This is a genomic window from Paenarthrobacter sp. CAP02, from assembly GCF_040137855.1.
Classification (GTDB): Bacteria; Actinomycetota; Actinomycetes; order Actinomycetales; family Micrococcaceae; genus Arthrobacter.
The window spans coordinates 338,027-352,091 of record NZ_JBEEII010000002.1; the positions used below are offsets into that span (position 1 = coordinate 338,027).

A 14,065-nucleotide genomic window follows, 5' to 3' on the forward strand; every position below is an offset into this window, starting at 1 on the left:
GCACCGCGCACCAGAGGTTCCGGGAGCGAGCGGCGCGAAAGGGTGCGCACCGCAGCACACCCGAAATCCTACACTCTCCCAGGCCGAGCCCTGGCCGCATCGTGCACAGCGCACCCGTTGCCGCCCGGCGCACCCCACGCTCCCGGTATGCGCACCCGTTCCCGCACCGCGCACCAGAGGTTCCGGGAGCGAGCGGCGCGAAAGGGTGCGCACCGCAGGGGCTTGACCGCCAACCCTTGCGCCGAATGACTTGCGCCGAATGACTTGTGCGAAATGAGAGGATGGCACTCATGACCCTCCCCATCGCCAGGCCGTGGCTGTTCGAGCAAACCAACCAGGATCCCCGGGCAGCGACCGGACGGCCGTTGCGGTGGGGTGTGGTGTCCACGGGCAACATCGCCAACAGCGTCTCCCAGGACCTGGCGCTGCTGGAAGACGCGGAACTCTATGCCGTTAGTTCACGGACCCAAGAGGCAGCGGATGCTTTCGCCAGTGCACTCGGCTTCGCCAAGGGTTACGGGGACGACGGCGGTGTTCCCGGCTACCAGCGGATGTTCGCCGACCCCGCGGTGGACGTGGTGTACATCGGCACTCCGCATGCCCAGCACTTCCAGATCGCCTCCGCCGCACTGCGGTCCGGCAAGCACGTCCTCTGCGAGAAGGCCCTGACCATCAACGCCCGCGAAGCGTCGGAACTGGTGAAGCTGGCCAAGGAAAACAAGGTGTTCTTCATGGAGGCCGTGTGGAGCCGGTTCCTGCCCAGCATGCAGCGCGCGTTCGAGATCGCCGGTTCAGGTGAGCTTGGGAGCATCCAGTGGGTCAGCGCAGATCTGGGTTTCCCGGCACCCTACGATCCCACCGCCCGGATCTGGGCCCTGAACGATGGCGGCGGGGCGCTCCTGGACATTACCGTCTATCCCCTGCTCTGGGCGCTGGGAACCCTTGGCTTCCCTCAGTCTGTCACTGCCATCGGATCGCTGAATGAGGACGGCGTGGACACCCAGAACGCACTGACGCTCGGGTACGCCGACGGTGCGCAGGCCCAGCTGACGTCGTCCTTGATGGCGCACGGGCCGCGGACTGCCACGGTCGCCGGAGGATTGGGCTTCCTGCAAACAGTCGGGTCGGTAAACAACCCCCGCGAACTGCTCATCAGGGTTGGCTGGGACGAGCCCCGGCACGAGCACTTCGACGTGGTGGGCATCGGCTACACGTACGAACTCCGCGAAGTGACGCGATGCGTCCAGCAAGGCCTCACCGAAAGTCCCGTGATGCCGTTGGAGGACTCGGTCAACGTGATGCGCTTGTTTGACGGTGTGCGCTCACAGCTGGGTATCCGGTACCCGAACGACGCACGGTGAGTGCCGCCGCCGTCGTGATTTAACCCAGGTGAGCTAGCGACCCCGAGCCGGCTGGCGCGCCAATTTGCGGTCCAACGACAGTGCTCCGGGGCCCAGGAAGACGAACGCCACGGCAATGGCGAAATAGATAATCAGGAGCTCGGCCGTCACCCCGGCCGCGTCGGTGAGCAGCGGCTTGCCCGCCTCCGTCACGAACCAGATCGAGGCGAACAGGATCGCCGCGAGGAACCCGGCCACGCGGGTCAGCGCACCCAGGACCAACAGCGCGCCAAGGCCAAGCTCGCCCGCGATGACCAACCAGGCAATGAGTTCGGGCTTCTGGACACCCATGGCGGCCACGGACGCGGCGAAAGCTGCGTGTCCGGCCATGAGCTTCTGGAGGCCGTGGACCACCATTAGCGCACCGAACACCACGCGCAGGATGGCGACACCGCGGGAGGAGGACTGGGGAGAGGGGTGAAGGAATTTCACCGTCCCAATCTTCCACGTCCGCGGGTCAGGCGCCAACTAGGACAACAGCGAGGGGATGTCCTTCACGCCGTCCAGGATGTGATGGTGCGGGTGAACGGCGAGGTCTTCGCGGCCGAGCTTACCGGTCAGGACGCCAACGGCGGTGACGCCTGCGTTGTTGGCGGCGGCGAGGTCGTTCACGGTGTCGCCGGCAGCGATCACTGCCCGGACGTCCTGCACCCCGGTCAGCTCCATGGCACGGTGGATCATGTGCGGGGCCGGACGCCCCGCGGCTACCTCATCGGAACATACGACGGCGTCCAGCAGGTTATCGTCCTCGACGCTCCAGCCCAGCCGCTCAAGAAGGGGACCGGCGACATCGCGGGAGAAGCCGGTAGTCAACGCCACTTTGACGCCGCGGCGGCGCAACTCCCGGAAAGCGTCCTCCACACCGTCCAGGGCGACCGGCGGGTTGGCGTCGTAGAACTCCACGAGCAATTCCTTGAAACGGGTGAAGGCGGCCTCCACAGCTGGGGGTGTCGCGGTTCCTCCACCGACTTCGATCAGGGCGGTGATGGCTTCGACTTTGTCGGCACCCATCCATTCCTGGACGGACTCCGGGGTGGTGCGAACGCCCGTTTCCTCCACGCAACGGGCCAGTGCAACGTACACGTCCCCGTGCTCGTCAATGGTGGTTCCGGCCATATCGCAGGCAACAAGCTTGATCATGGGGTGGCTCCTTCGGTGTGGATGCGGACCAGCGCGGCCCGGCGTTCCACGGTGTTGTCGATAGTGAAGTTGGTGAGGGCAGGGAGGTAGCGGTCCTCGGAGTACTCCAGGGGCTGGCCGTCGCCGGATCGGGTGACGCGGCGTTCGCGCAGGAGTGGGATGCCTTCAGGCTGCTCCAGCAGTTCGGCGTCCTCATCGCTTGCGGCTACGGCGTCGATGGTGTGCCGGGCGCTGTGCAGGTCCACGCCCTGTTCTTTGAGGAAGGCGAAGATGGACCCGGAGTCGGTGTCGAAGTCGAACAGCTTCCGTCCGACGTCCAGGATAAATGTGGTGCGTTCAATCATCGCTGGGGACTCGTCCAGGTAGCGGACACGGAGGACCTCCACCACAGTGGTTCCGGGCATCAACCCGAGTGCGTCGGCGGCTTCGGGGCTGGCTTCCCGACGCGCAACTTCCAAGGTGCGCTGGCCGGGCTTCTTGCCAATCCCAACAGCCCATTCGGTGAACGAGTTGAACGTGGAGAAGGACTGCGACGGGACCGATGAGCGCACCATGGGTGGGCGCCCCCTCCCACCGGTTACGGCCCCCTCGGAACGAAGGAATGCCAGTGCCTGACGGATCGGTCCGCGTGATGTGCCGAACTCACGGCACAGCTCAGCTTCACTGGGCAGCTGGAATCCCGGCGGCCAGTCACCATCGGTAATCCGGCGCATGAATTCCTCGCTCAGCCTGACATGGAGGGGCGCGTTCTGCTGTGTGCTCACAAGTTGATAATACAAGTCCTGCGTGCCAAAAACCCCAGAATTGAAGGACTCAAGGTGAAATAGCAGTGAACTCACATGAACAGACATTAAATTCTGATTAACTTGTATATACAAGTGCCGTTTTGGCTTGATTACGCGCTGTCGGCCCGCCAAGGTCAATGGTGTGAACAACCCAAGCACCGCACCAATAGCCGTCAACAGCAGCGCAGGCAGCAAGGCCAGCACCAGCGACGTCCTCATAGTCGGCGCCGGCATCGTCGGCCTGGCCCACGCCGCGCACGCTGTCGCCAATGGCCTGACCGTCACCATCATTGAGCGCGACCACCACGCTGCCGGAGCATCGGTCCGCAATTTTGGCCACTGCTGTATCACGGCGCAGTCCGGCGAGTTGTACGAACTTGCGCAGGTCTCCCGTAAGTACTGGCTCGAATTCGCCGCGAAGGCCGGATTCTGGGCCGTCGAGTCCGGCGCCGTGGTCCTGGCCCGTACCGAGGCGGAGATGGCCGTCCTTCGCGAACTCTCCGCCGTCCGGGAGCCGGGCCAGGTGGAGTTGCTCTCCCCTGCCGGGACGCGTGAACGGCTGGGCACTTCGCCTGAAACCGCCCAGGAAACGCACGACGGCGACTGGCCGGATTTGGTGGGCGGCGCCTTCCTTCGGGATGACCTGCGCGTCGACCCCCGCACCACGGTGGCCAGGTTGGCCGAATGGCTGAGCCAACATCCCGGCGTCGAACTTCTTTGGAACACTTCCGCGCTGGGTTTCAGCCAATCCCCTGAGGGCGTGAGTGTCCGGACCTCCCGCGGCGAACTGAGGGCCGGACAGGTTTTTGTGTGCGTGGGCCACGACGTTGATTACCTGTTCCCGGACCTTGCCGCTGAACACCGGATCCAGCGGTGCGCACTCCAGATGTCGTTGGCAGCCAAGCCGGACCGGGCGGGGTTCGCGCCTGCAGTCCTCACGGCAACATCCATGCTCCGGTACCCGGCATTTACTGACATGCCTGCCGCTGCCGCACTCCGGGCAGAGGTGTCGGAAACCCGGCCTGGGCTGCTGGACATCGGCGCCAACGTCATGTTTACCCAACGACCTGACGGGACCATCATCCTCGGCGACTCGCACCACTACCACCAGACCGCCGATCCGTTCCTGGACGAAGAGGTGACGTCCACGCTCAACGCGGAAATTGCTGACAGGATCGGCGAGCCGTTGGAGATCATCCAGCGCTGGCAGGGCATCTACGCATCCTCGGACGTCGCACCCATCCTTGTCCGCGAAATCCTGCCCGGCGTCACCGTAGTGTCCGTGACCTCCGGCGTTGGCATGACCCTGTCCTTCGGCCTGGCGCACCGCAACGTCTCGCGCCTGCCCTGAATCGTCCTGTTCTGAATTCTCCAACAACCTCCTCTCCCCTTCGCATAAGGATTCCCATGAAAACCCAGCTCTTCACCGGTTCTGCGCTTGCCCTCGCCACCGCTCTGGCACTCACTGCGTGTGGGGGCTCCGCCCAGTCGTCCCCCGCTGCGACATCGGCCACCTGCCCCAATGGTGGGATCAAGTTCGGCATCGAGCCCTACGAGGACCCGGCCAAGCTGAAGCCCGCCTACGATGTCCTGGCAGCTGCCCTGTCCAAGAAACTCGAATGCCCTGTCAGCGTGCAGGTTGTTGAGGACTACGCCGCCGAAGTTCTGGCCATGCGCAACGGAAAGCTGGACCTTGGCCAGTTCGGCCCGCTGGGTTATGTCTTTGCTGATGCCAAGGCCGGAGCGGAACCGCTGGTCTCCTTCGGCACCGCAGGAAAAGAGTTGAGCACGTACACGGCCGGGATCTGGGTTCCCAAGGACAGCCCCATCCAAGCCATCGGCGATCTCAAGGGCAAGTCGCTCGCCTTGGGCAGCGTCGGTTCGACGTCGGGCGATGTCCTGCCGCGCTTCGGGCTTCGCGAGGCCGGAATAGCCGACGCCGACCTCAAGATGGATTACGCCGGCGGCCACCCGGAAGCCCTGCTCGCGCTGACCAACGGCAAGGTTGACGCCGCGGAGATTAACTCCCAAACGCTGGCAACCGCTGTCGCCGCCGGGACCTTCGCTCCCGACAAGTACCGCCAGGTCTGGACCTCCCACCCCATCCCGAATGACCCCATCACCGTCCGGGGTGACGCTGACCCGGCGTTCAAGGCAGCCGTCAAGGACGCGTTCCTGTCCTTGGCACCCGCTGATGTGGCCAAGGTGGGCGAGTTCCTGGACGTCACTCCTCCTGGCCCCTTGCTTGAAGTCACCAAGGACAACTACCAGCCCTTGTTTGAACTCGCCAAGACCATGAATCTCACCGAGAAGGACCTGTAGTGGTGCTCTCAGTCCATGGCCTCCACAAGTCCTTCGCAGGGCGTACCGTCCTGACCGGGGTGGACTTCACCGTCTCCGCGGGCGAAGTCGTGGCGTTCCTGGGGGCCAACGGTTCAGGCAAGTCCACCACCCTGCGCTGCGTCATGGGCATCACCCCGCCGGACGCCGGAAGCATCAGCATCGACGGCACACCGCTGGACTCGCTCCACAGCGGTGACCTGCAGCGAGCCAGGCGGCGGATGGCCATGATCTTCCAGAAGATCCACCTGGTCCCCCGCCGCACCGCCTTGGACAACGTCTGCGCCGGCGCGCTGGCCCGGATCCCGACGGTCCGATCGCTCACTCCCTTGCTGTTCCCGGCCGAGGTCCAGCAGGAAGCCCTCGATTGCCTGGATCGCGTTGGCCTGGCAGACCGCGCCTTCGACCGCGTTGGCCGGCTCTCCGGCGGACAGCAGCAGCGCGTTGCGGTTGCCCGGGCACTCTGCCAGCGGGCCGACGTCGTGCTCGCCGACGAGCCAGTGTCGGCACTGGACCCGCACGCGGCCGAGCACGTCATGGCTTTGCTGCGCGAGCTCGCCCATACCGAAGGCCTCGCGGTGGCCGCCGTCCTGCACCAGCCCGATCTCGCCTTGCGGTACGCCGACAGGTCCATCGGGCTGCTTCAGGGCTCCATGACGTTCGACCTTCCCTCCACAGAGGTCACCGCCAAGCACCTCGACACCTTGTACGCCCCCGATCGGGGCGTTTCTGACAGGAATTTCGCAGCATGACACCCCAGGCCCTGCTTCCCACCACCCGCCGTGAACCAGCCCGCCCAAGCCGCGTGGCGCTGGTCCGCCCGAAGAAGCCGCTGCGGTGGTTGACGACGGCGGCAGTAGCGGCCGCCGTCGTCGGACTTCACGCCTTGGCAATAGAAGGGACCGATTTCAAGCCGGAACTGTTGGTGGATGGTTGGAAAGGGATGGCGGCTTTCGTGGCAGATGCTTTCCCGCCGGACCTCAGCTGGGAACGCACGCTCAAACCCGGACTCGAGGCCACCTTGGTGACTCTGTGGATCGGGCTTTTGGGAACCACGTTGTCCGTGCCTTCGGCCCTGCTCCTTGCGGCGCTGGCCGCCAGGAACACCAGCCCGCACCGGCTGGTGTACCAGGCTGCGCGTGCGGTGTTGTCGTTCTTCCGCGCCGTGCCGGACATCGTGTTCGCCCTGATCTTCGTCACGGCCGTCGGTCTTGGGCCGTTCGCCGGAGTGCTTGCGCTGATCTGCCACAACACCGGGGTCATGGGGAAGCTGTGGGCGGAGTCAATGGAAGAGATCGACGCCGGGCCGCAGGAGGCCCTCAGGACGGCGGGCGCCAACCGCGTCCAGCAGGTAGCCAACGCCACGCTGCCCATGGTGGTGCCGCAGTTCGTGGGCCTGCTGCTGTACAGGTTCGACGTCAACGTGCGGTCCTCCCTGGTTCTTGGCTTGGTGGGCGCCGGTGGTATCGGCTTGCTCATCAACCAATCCATCAAGTCCTTCCGGTTCGACTCCATGCTCACCCATATCCTGATTGTGCTGGTGCTGATCATCGTGGTGGACCAGTTCTCGGCATGGATCCGGAGGCGCCTCGCCGCCTGAGCCTGAGTAGGGGCAGAATGGGACGAGGCCCACGCTTGGGCATGGTTTTGTGGCGTGAGATGGACGGAGCGGGAATGCAGGTAGACGTTGTAGTCGTTGGTGGAGGAGCCATGGGATCGGCTGCCGCGTGGCAGCTCTCCCGGTCCGGACGCTCAGTGGTCCTCCTGGAACGGTTCGAGGCCGGCCACCACATCGGCGCATCGCATGGCGCAACCCGCAACTTCAACACCGCCTACGCCGAGGCGGACTACCTGGATCTCCTGGCTGAGTCCAAGACCCTCTGGGACGAACTCGCCGCAGAGCACGGCGCACCCCTGCTGGACCTGGTGGGGCTGGCGAACCACGGCAACATCCCCAAGCTGGAAAAGGTCCGCGAAGCCCACCAGGAACGCGGCATCGAAAGCTACTTCATTTCCGCGGACGACGCCGCCAATCGTTGGCAGGGCATGAACTTCGCCACCGACGTCCTCTTCGTGCCAGGTTCCGGACGGATCCGCTCAGCCGATGCCCTGGTGGCTCTCAGGGAAAGTGCCGAGGCCCGGGGGGCCATTTTCAAATACTCGACGCCGGTCCGGGACATCCGCGTGGACGGCGCGGAATCTGTGGTCGTTGTAACCGAGGAAACCGAGTACAGGGCCAATCGGGTGGTGGTCACGGCCGGGGCGTGGACTCCCAAGGTCCTGAACGGCCTCGCCAAGCTTCCGTCCCTGGTGGTCACGCAGGAGCAACCTGCCCATTTCACCCCTACGGACAACACCCTGGTGTGGCCCAGCTTCAACCACAACCCGGACCCCGACCCCAACAACGAGCTCTACGAATACTGGTTCAGCCCCGTGTACGGCATGCTCACACCGGGCGAAGGCGTCAAAGCGGGCTGGCATGGCGTTGGCCCCGTCATGGACCCCGATGAGCGCACGTTCGAGCCCATCCCCCAGCAGCTCGAGGCCTTGGTGCGGTACGCAGAAGAGTGGCTTCCCGGCGTCGACCCTTCCACTGCGGTTCCCATCAGCTGTACCTACACCACCACCCCCACCGAAGACTTCGTGCTGGACAGTTTCGGGCCGCTGGTGGTGGGCGCCGGTTTCTCGGGCCACGGCTTCAAGTTCACACCTGCCATTGGCCGGGTGCTGAAGGACATCGTCGACGGCGGCACCGCACCCGCCAGGTTCCACGCCGACCGCTAAGCCGACCGCCCGCCAACCGGGGCACGAACGCAAAAAAGACCCCGCAAGCTTGATGCTTGCGGGGTCTTTTCGCTTGGCTTAGCCCAAGGTCGAGAGAACCTTGTTGAACGTCGCCGACGGGCGCATGATCTCAGCGGCCTTGGCAGCGTCCGGACGGTAGTAACCGCCCAGGTCGACGCCGTGACCCTGCACTGCGGCGAGCTCGCCAACGATGGTGTCCTCGTTGGAGGTCAGGGCTTCAGCGATTGCTGCGAAGTCCTTGGCCAGCTCTGCGTCTTCGGTCTGCTTGGCCAGTTCCTGGGCCCAGTACGTGGCCAGGTAGTAGTGGCTGCCGCGGTTGTCCAGCTCGCCGACGCTGCGGCGCGGGGACTTGTTTTCCAGCAGGAACGTACCCGTTGCGCGGTCCAGCGTGTCAGCCAGGACCTGTGCGCGGGCGTTGTCCGTGGTGGTGGCAAGGTGCTCGAAGCTCACGGCCAGGGCAAGGAACTCACCCAGGCTGTCCCAACGAAGGTGGTTTTCCTTGACCAACTGCTGGACGTGCTTCGGAGCGGAGCCACCGGCACCGGTCTCGAACAGGCCGCCACCGTTGATCAGCGGAACGATGGAGAGCATCTTGGCACTGGTACCGAGCTCGAGGATGGGGAACAGGTCCGTGAGGTAGTCGCGGAGGACGTTGCCCGTAACGGAGATGGTGTCCTCGCCCTTACGGATGCGCTCCAGGGTGAAGGCCGTGGCCTCAACCGGGGAGAGGATCTCGATCTGCAGGCCTTCGGTGTCGTGTTCCTTGAGGTACTCGTTCACCTTGGCGATCAGGTTGGCGTCGTGCGCGCGGGTCTTGTCCAGCCAGAACACGGCCGGAGTCTGGGACGCGCGGGCACGGGTGACGGCCAGCTTGACCCAGTCGCGGACCGGGATGTCCTTGGTCTGGCAGGCGCGCCAGATGTCGCCCGGGGCAACTTCGTGCTCGATCAGGACCTTGCCGGCGCCGTTGACCAGCTGGACCGTGCCCGGAACCTCGATTTCGAAGGTCTTGTCGTGGCTGCCGTATTCTTCGGCAGCCTGCGCCATGAGGCCCACGTTGGGAACGGTGCCCATGGTGGTGGGATCAAACGCACCGTTGGCGCGGCAGTCGTCCAGGACAACCTGGTAGACACCGGCGTAGGAGCTGTCCGGGAGGACGGCCAGCGTGTCGGCTTCCTTGCCGTCCGGGCCCCACATGTGGCCGGACTGGCGGATCATGGCGGGCATGGAAGCATCCACGATGATGTCGGAAGGGACGTGGAGGCTCGTGATGCCCTTGTCGGAATCCACCATGGCCAGCGCCGGACCGTCTTCGAGGCCCTTGGTGATGGCAGCCTTGACGCCTTCGCGGACGTCTTCCGGAAGGTCTTCCAGACCGTTGAGGATAGCGGCCAGGCCGTTGTTGGGGCTGATGCCTGCTGCGGCGAGCTGCTTGCCGTAGGTCTCGAACAGCTCGGAGAAGTAGGCTTTGACCACGTGGCCGAAGATGATGGGGTCCGAGACCTTCATCATGGTGGCCTTCAGGTGCGCGGAGAAGAGGATGCCCTCTTCTTTGGCGCGGGCAACCTGTGCTTTGAGGAATTCGTCCAAGGCTGCTGCGCGGAGGACTGTGCCGTCAACGATTTCGCCGGCCAGGACCGGGAAACCCTTCTTCAGGACCTTGACGGAGCCGTCTTCGCGGACCAGCTGGATAGTGAGGGAGTCATCCTTGTCCAGGACAACGGACTTCTCGTTGGAGCGGAAGTCATTCTCGCCCATGGTGGCAACGTTGGTCTTGGAATCTGCGCTCCAGGCACCCATGGAGTGCGGGTTCTGGCGGGCGTAGTTCTTCACCGACAGGGGTGCGCGGCGGTCGGAGTTGCCTTCGCGCAGCACCGGGTTGACGGCGGAGCCCTTGATCTTGTCGTAGCGCGAGCGGATGTCCGTCTCGGTGTCGGACGAAGGGTTGTCCGGGTAGTCCGGGAGGGCGTAGCCCTGGGCCTGGAGCTCGGCGATGGCAGCCTTGAGCTGCGGCACGGAGGCGCTGATGTTCGGCAGCTTGATGATGTTGGCTTCCGGCTGCTTTGCCAGTTCACCAAGTTCAGCAAGGGCATTGCCGGTGCGCTGCTCTTCGGTCAGGAAATCGCCGAAAACGGCGATGATGCGGCCGGCCAGCGAAATATCGCGGGTCTCCACCTCTACACCTGCGGTCGAGGCATACGCTTCCACAATCGGCAGGAATGAGTAGGTTGCCAGCATCGGCGCTTCGTCTGTGTGGGTATAGATAATCTTGGCCATTGGCGGGGTTCTCCCTGAAAGTCTGCAGATTTCAACATCTCTAACTTACCCGAGGAGGCCGTTTTGGCGGCTCTTCGTGTCCGGGATCACTCTGCGCATTACCGCCCGGGAAAGCGATTTACGGCCGACGGCGCCCTGACCGCCGCCGCCGCTTGCCGCCGTCGGGCGCTGGCTCCAGCAGCGTGACGGGAAGTGACAACGAAATATCACAAAATGTGAAACATCTCTTTACAAACTTGTCATACGCGCGATACCTTCGATTCCGTCAGTCGGCGGTCGCCATCACTGGCCGCCTCACTCCCTCGATAGGTAGGAACAACGTGACGAAAACCAAGACCCTGGCCACAAGCCTGCTGAGTCTGTCTGCGGCCGCGATCCTGGCGCTGGTGGGAACCACCAGCGCCAACGCGGCACCGGTGAACACCACAGACTCCAGCGGCGCTGCGGTCAGCAGCCATGCAGCGTCCGACACCAGCGCTGCAGATTACTGGACGCCTGAGCGCATGAAGAACGCCAAGTCCGGCGTCATCCTCGGCGCCAAGGCACTGGAACGCGGCAAGCTCCTCAACCTCGGCAAAGCCCCGGTCACCGAAGCCCCGGGCGCTGTCAGCAGCATTCCCGGGCAGCAAGCCACCGACTCCACCACGATCGACCGCAAGGTCAACCAGAGCGAAACTCCCGTCAAGCACATCGGCAAGATCTTCTTCACCCTCGGTGGCTCCAACTACGTCTGCTCCGGCAACTCCGTGACCGCCGCCAATAAGAGCACGGTGTCCACCGCCGGCCACTGCGTCAACGAAGGACCCGGCGCCTACGCCACCAACTTCGTCTTCGTGCCGGCCTACCTCAACGGCGCAGCACCCTACGGGAAGTGGACGGCAAAGGCGCTGTACTCCCCCACCCAGTGGGCCTCCAACGGCAACATGCAGTACGACACCGCTTTTGCCGTCATGAACACCCTCAACGGCCAGAAGCTCGCAGACGTCGTGGGCTCCTCCGGAGTCCAGTTCAACGCCGCACGCGGCCTGAGCTACAAGTCCTACGGCTACCCGGCAGCTTCCCCGTTCAACGGCGAATCACTCAAGAGCTGCTCCGGCACTGCTACCAACGATCCCAACAACCCGCAGTTCAACACCCAGGGCATCCCCTGCAACATGACCGGTGGTTCATCAGGCGGTCCGTGGTTCATCGGCAACAGCTCCACCGGCTACCAGAACTCCATCAACAGCTACGGCTACGGCAGTAACTCCACCACCATGTACGGCCCCTACTGGGGCACCGTGATCCAGTCCACCTACAACACCGCGGCGGCTTCGTAACGGTTTCTTAGTAGCACGTCCCTGTTAAGTACGACGGCGGCCGTCCCCTACCGGGGGCGGCCGCCGTTGCGTTGTGGTGCTTATAGGGCGCGTGGTTTCGACACGCCTGGGTTCCTAGTGGAACGCACCTGGGTTCCTAGTGGAAGAAGTGGCGTGCGCCGGTGAAGTACATCGTGATGCCCGCGGCGTTGGCTGCGGCGATGACTTCCTCATCACGGACGGAACCGCCAGGCTGGACCACTGCGCGGACACCTGCCTCGATCAGGATCTCCAGGCCATCGGCGAACGGGAAGAACGCATCGGACGCTGCAACGGCGCCGCGTGCGCGCTCGGGTGCGTCGGCACCGCTGGCGTTGGACGCGCCGCCAGCACCTTCGACGTCGGACTCCACCTGGACGCCAAGTGTGTTGGCGCGTTCGACGGCGAGGCGGCAGGAGTCCAGGCGGTTGACCTGGCCCATGCCGATGCCCACAGCAGCACCGTGGTTGGCAAGGAGGATGGCGTTGGACTTGGCCGCGCGGCACGCGGTCCACGCGAACGCGAGGTCAGCGAGGGTTGCATCGTCAGCAGCTTCGCCGGCAGCGAGCGTCCAGTTGGCGGGGTTGTCGCCGTCGGCGTCCACCTTGTCGGACATCTGGACCAGGACGCCGCCGGAAACCTGGCGCATCTCGGACGGGTAGCGGCCGTAGCCCTCGGGCAGGGCGAGCAGGCGGATGTTCTTCTTCTTGGAGAGGATCTCCACGGCCTCGGGCTCGAAGTCCGGGGCGATGACAACCTCCGTGAAGATGTCCGCAACTGTGCGGGCCATGCCGGCGGTGACGGTACGGTTCGCCGCGATCACACCGCCGAAAGCGGAGACGGGGTCGCAGGCGTGGGCCTTGGCGTGTGCGTCGGCAATCGGGTCAGCAGAGTCTGCAGAACCAACAGCAACACCACACGGGTTGGCGTGCTTGATGATCGCGACTGCGGGCTCGGCGAAGTCGAACGCAGCGCGGAGGGCGGCATCGGCGTCGACGAAGTTGTTGTAGCTCATGGCCTTACCGTGCAACTGGTCGGCCTGGGCGATGCCGGCCGGAGCAGCCTTGTCAACGTACAGGGCAGCCTGCTGGTGCGGGTTCTCGCCGTAGCGGAGGACCTCGGAGCGCTCGAGTGCCAGGCCGGCGTATGCGGGCCAGTCGATGATGCCGTCGCCGTCTTCGTCCAGGAACTGGCTGGCGGTCCAGGAAGCAACAGCGTTGTCATAGCTTGCCGTGTGCGCGAAGGCCTTGGCGGCCAGGCGGCGACGGGTGTTCAGGTCGAAACCGCCGTGGGCTGCGGCGTCGACAACAGCACCGTAGAAGTTCGGGTCCGTGACGATGGCGACGGCGGCGTGGTTCTTCGCAGCCGAACGCACCATGGCGGGGCCTCCGATGTCGATCTGCTCAACAACGTCATCCTGCGCTGCGCCGGACTTCACGGTCTCGACGAACGGGTACAGGTTAACCACCACGAGGTCGAAGGTTTCGATCTCCATCCCGGCCAGGGTGTCCATGTGGGCCGGGACGCGGCGGTCAGCCAGGATGCCGCCGTGCACGCGCGGGTGCAAGGTCTTGACGCGGCCGTCCAGCATTTCCGGGGAGCCGGTGACTTCTTCGACTTCCTTGACCGGGATGCCTGCGGCGGCGATCTTCTTGGCGGTGGATCCGGTGGAAACAATGGCGACGCCTGCTGCGTGCAGGCCCTTCGCGAGCTCCTCCAGTCCCGTCTTGTCGTAAACCGAGATCAGTGCACGGCGGATGGGAACACGGTCAAGCTGCGTCAAGCTCACAAAAGTCTCCGTCTTAGTTCGCGTAGATATCGCGGGTGGTGGGATACGGGCAGTTTATCGTGTTTCGTTGGCGCCCCGCTTGTGCGTCCTCCCGGTGCTGCGTTGCTCCCCGTTGCCCCCACGTTGCGAGGCCCGCTCCGCGCCCCAACTTCCGGACCTCACACGCACACCAGGCCCCACAAGTGCGCCCCC

12 protein-coding genes are annotated in these 14,065 nt (G+C 64.6%); 7 read left to right on the plus strand and 5 right to left on the minus strand.

Annotated elements, in window-relative coordinates; all coding sequences use genetic code 11:
• The first annotated feature begins 290 nt into the window (after nt 1-290).
• Entirely contained in the window at nt 291-1,361 is a 1,071-nt protein-coding gene (locus ABHM97_RS04425) for a Gfo/Idh/MocA family protein (RefSeq protein ID WP_349469740.1), read from the plus strand.
• Nucleotides 1,362-1,394: 33 nt separating this feature from the next.
• On the opposite strand, the gene ABHM97_RS04430 is transcribed toward ABHM97_RS04425, so the two are convergent.
• From ABHM97_RS04430 to ABHM97_RS04440, 3 genes are read right to left on the minus strand one after another with little or no spacing between them, the layout of a single operon-like run.
• Nucleotides 1,395-1,832 carry a DoxX family protein gene (locus ABHM97_RS04430; RefSeq protein ID WP_235519177.1) on the minus strand — a complete coding sequence of 146 codons (438 nt, stop codon included), beginning with the start codon at nt 1,830-1,832 and terminating at the stop codon, nt 1,395-1,397.
• Between the two features lie 36 nt (nt 1,833-1,868).
• On the minus strand, nt 1,869-2,540 hold the full coding sequence (locus ABHM97_RS04435; protein ID WP_349469741.1) for a phosphonatase-like hydrolase: 672 nt from the start codon (nt 2,538-2,540) through the stop codon (nt 1,869-1,871).
• Nucleotides 2,537-3,304, minus strand: a complete 768-nt coding sequence (locus ABHM97_RS04440; protein ID WP_349469743.1) for a GntR family transcriptional regulator — start codon at nt 3,302-3,304, stop codon at nt 2,537-2,539. The genes ABHM97_RS04435 and ABHM97_RS04440 overlap by 4 nt, the downstream gene beginning before the upstream one ends.
• Nucleotides 3,305-3,467: 163 nt before the next feature.
• Here ABHM97_RS04440 and ABHM97_RS04445 point away from each other — a divergent pair, with 163 nt between their 5' ends.
• The 5 genes from ABHM97_RS04445 to ABHM97_RS04465 all read left to right on the plus strand — a co-directional run bounded on the left by ABHM97_RS04445 (nt 3,468) and on the right by ABHM97_RS04465 (nt 8,449).
• Nucleotides 3,468-4,676, plus strand: coding sequence for a TIGR03364 family FAD-dependent oxidoreductase (locus ABHM97_RS04445; RefSeq protein WP_349469744.1), 1,209 nt, complete (start codon nt 3,468-3,470; stop codon nt 4,674-4,676).
• Between the two features lie 56 nt (nt 4,677-4,732).
• Nucleotides 4,733-5,647, plus strand: a complete 915-nt coding sequence (locus tag ABHM97_RS04450) for a phosphate/phosphite/phosphonate ABC transporter substrate-binding protein (protein ID WP_349469745.1) — start codon at nt 4,733-4,735, stop codon at nt 5,645-5,647.
• On the plus strand, nt 5,647-6,417 hold the full coding sequence (locus ABHM97_RS04455; protein WP_349469746.1) for a phosphonate ABC transporter ATP-binding protein: 771 nt from the start codon (nt 5,647-5,649) through the stop codon (nt 6,415-6,417). Before ABHM97_RS04450 ends, ABHM97_RS04455 begins: the two co-directional genes overlap by 1 nt.
• On the plus strand, nt 6,414-7,265 hold the full coding sequence (gene phnE, locus ABHM97_RS04460) for a phosphonate ABC transporter, permease protein PhnE (protein ID WP_349469747.1): 852 nt from the start codon (nt 6,414-6,416) through the stop codon (nt 7,263-7,265). Before ABHM97_RS04455 ends, phnE begins: the two co-directional genes overlap by 4 nt.
• 74 nt (nt 7,266-7,339) lie before the next feature.
• Complete coding sequence (locus ABHM97_RS04465) at nt 7,340-8,449, plus strand: FAD-dependent oxidoreductase (RefSeq protein WP_349469748.1); 1,110 nt, start codon at nt 7,340-7,342, stop codon at nt 8,447-8,449.
• A 78-nt stretch (nt 8,450-8,527) separates the two neighbouring features.
• Here ABHM97_RS04465 and ABHM97_RS04470 read toward each other — a convergent pair whose 3' ends face one another.
• The gene (locus tag ABHM97_RS04470) at nt 8,528-10,747 is read right to left on the minus strand and encodes an NADP-dependent isocitrate dehydrogenase (RefSeq protein WP_257368767.1); all 2,220 of its coding nucleotides are present in this window, start codon (nt 10,745-10,747) and stop codon (nt 8,528-8,530) included.
• Between the two features lie 215 nt (nt 10,748-10,962).
• Here ABHM97_RS04470 and ABHM97_RS04475 point away from each other — a divergent pair, with 215 nt between their 5' ends.
• Nucleotides 10,963-12,066, plus strand: coding sequence for a trypsin-like serine peptidase (locus tag ABHM97_RS04475; protein ID WP_502921251.1), 1,104 nt, complete (start codon nt 10,963-10,965; stop codon nt 12,064-12,066).
• A gap of 136 nt (nt 12,067-12,202) precedes the next feature.
• Here ABHM97_RS04475 and purH read toward each other — a convergent pair whose 3' ends face one another.
• The gene (purH, locus tag ABHM97_RS04480; protein ID WP_257368769.1) at nt 12,203-13,873 is read right to left on the minus strand and encodes a bifunctional phosphoribosylaminoimidazolecarboxamide formyltransferase/IMP cyclohydrolase; all 1,671 of its coding nucleotides are present in this window, start codon (nt 13,871-13,873) and stop codon (nt 12,203-12,205) included.
• Nucleotides 13,874-14,065: the final 192 nt, after the last annotated feature.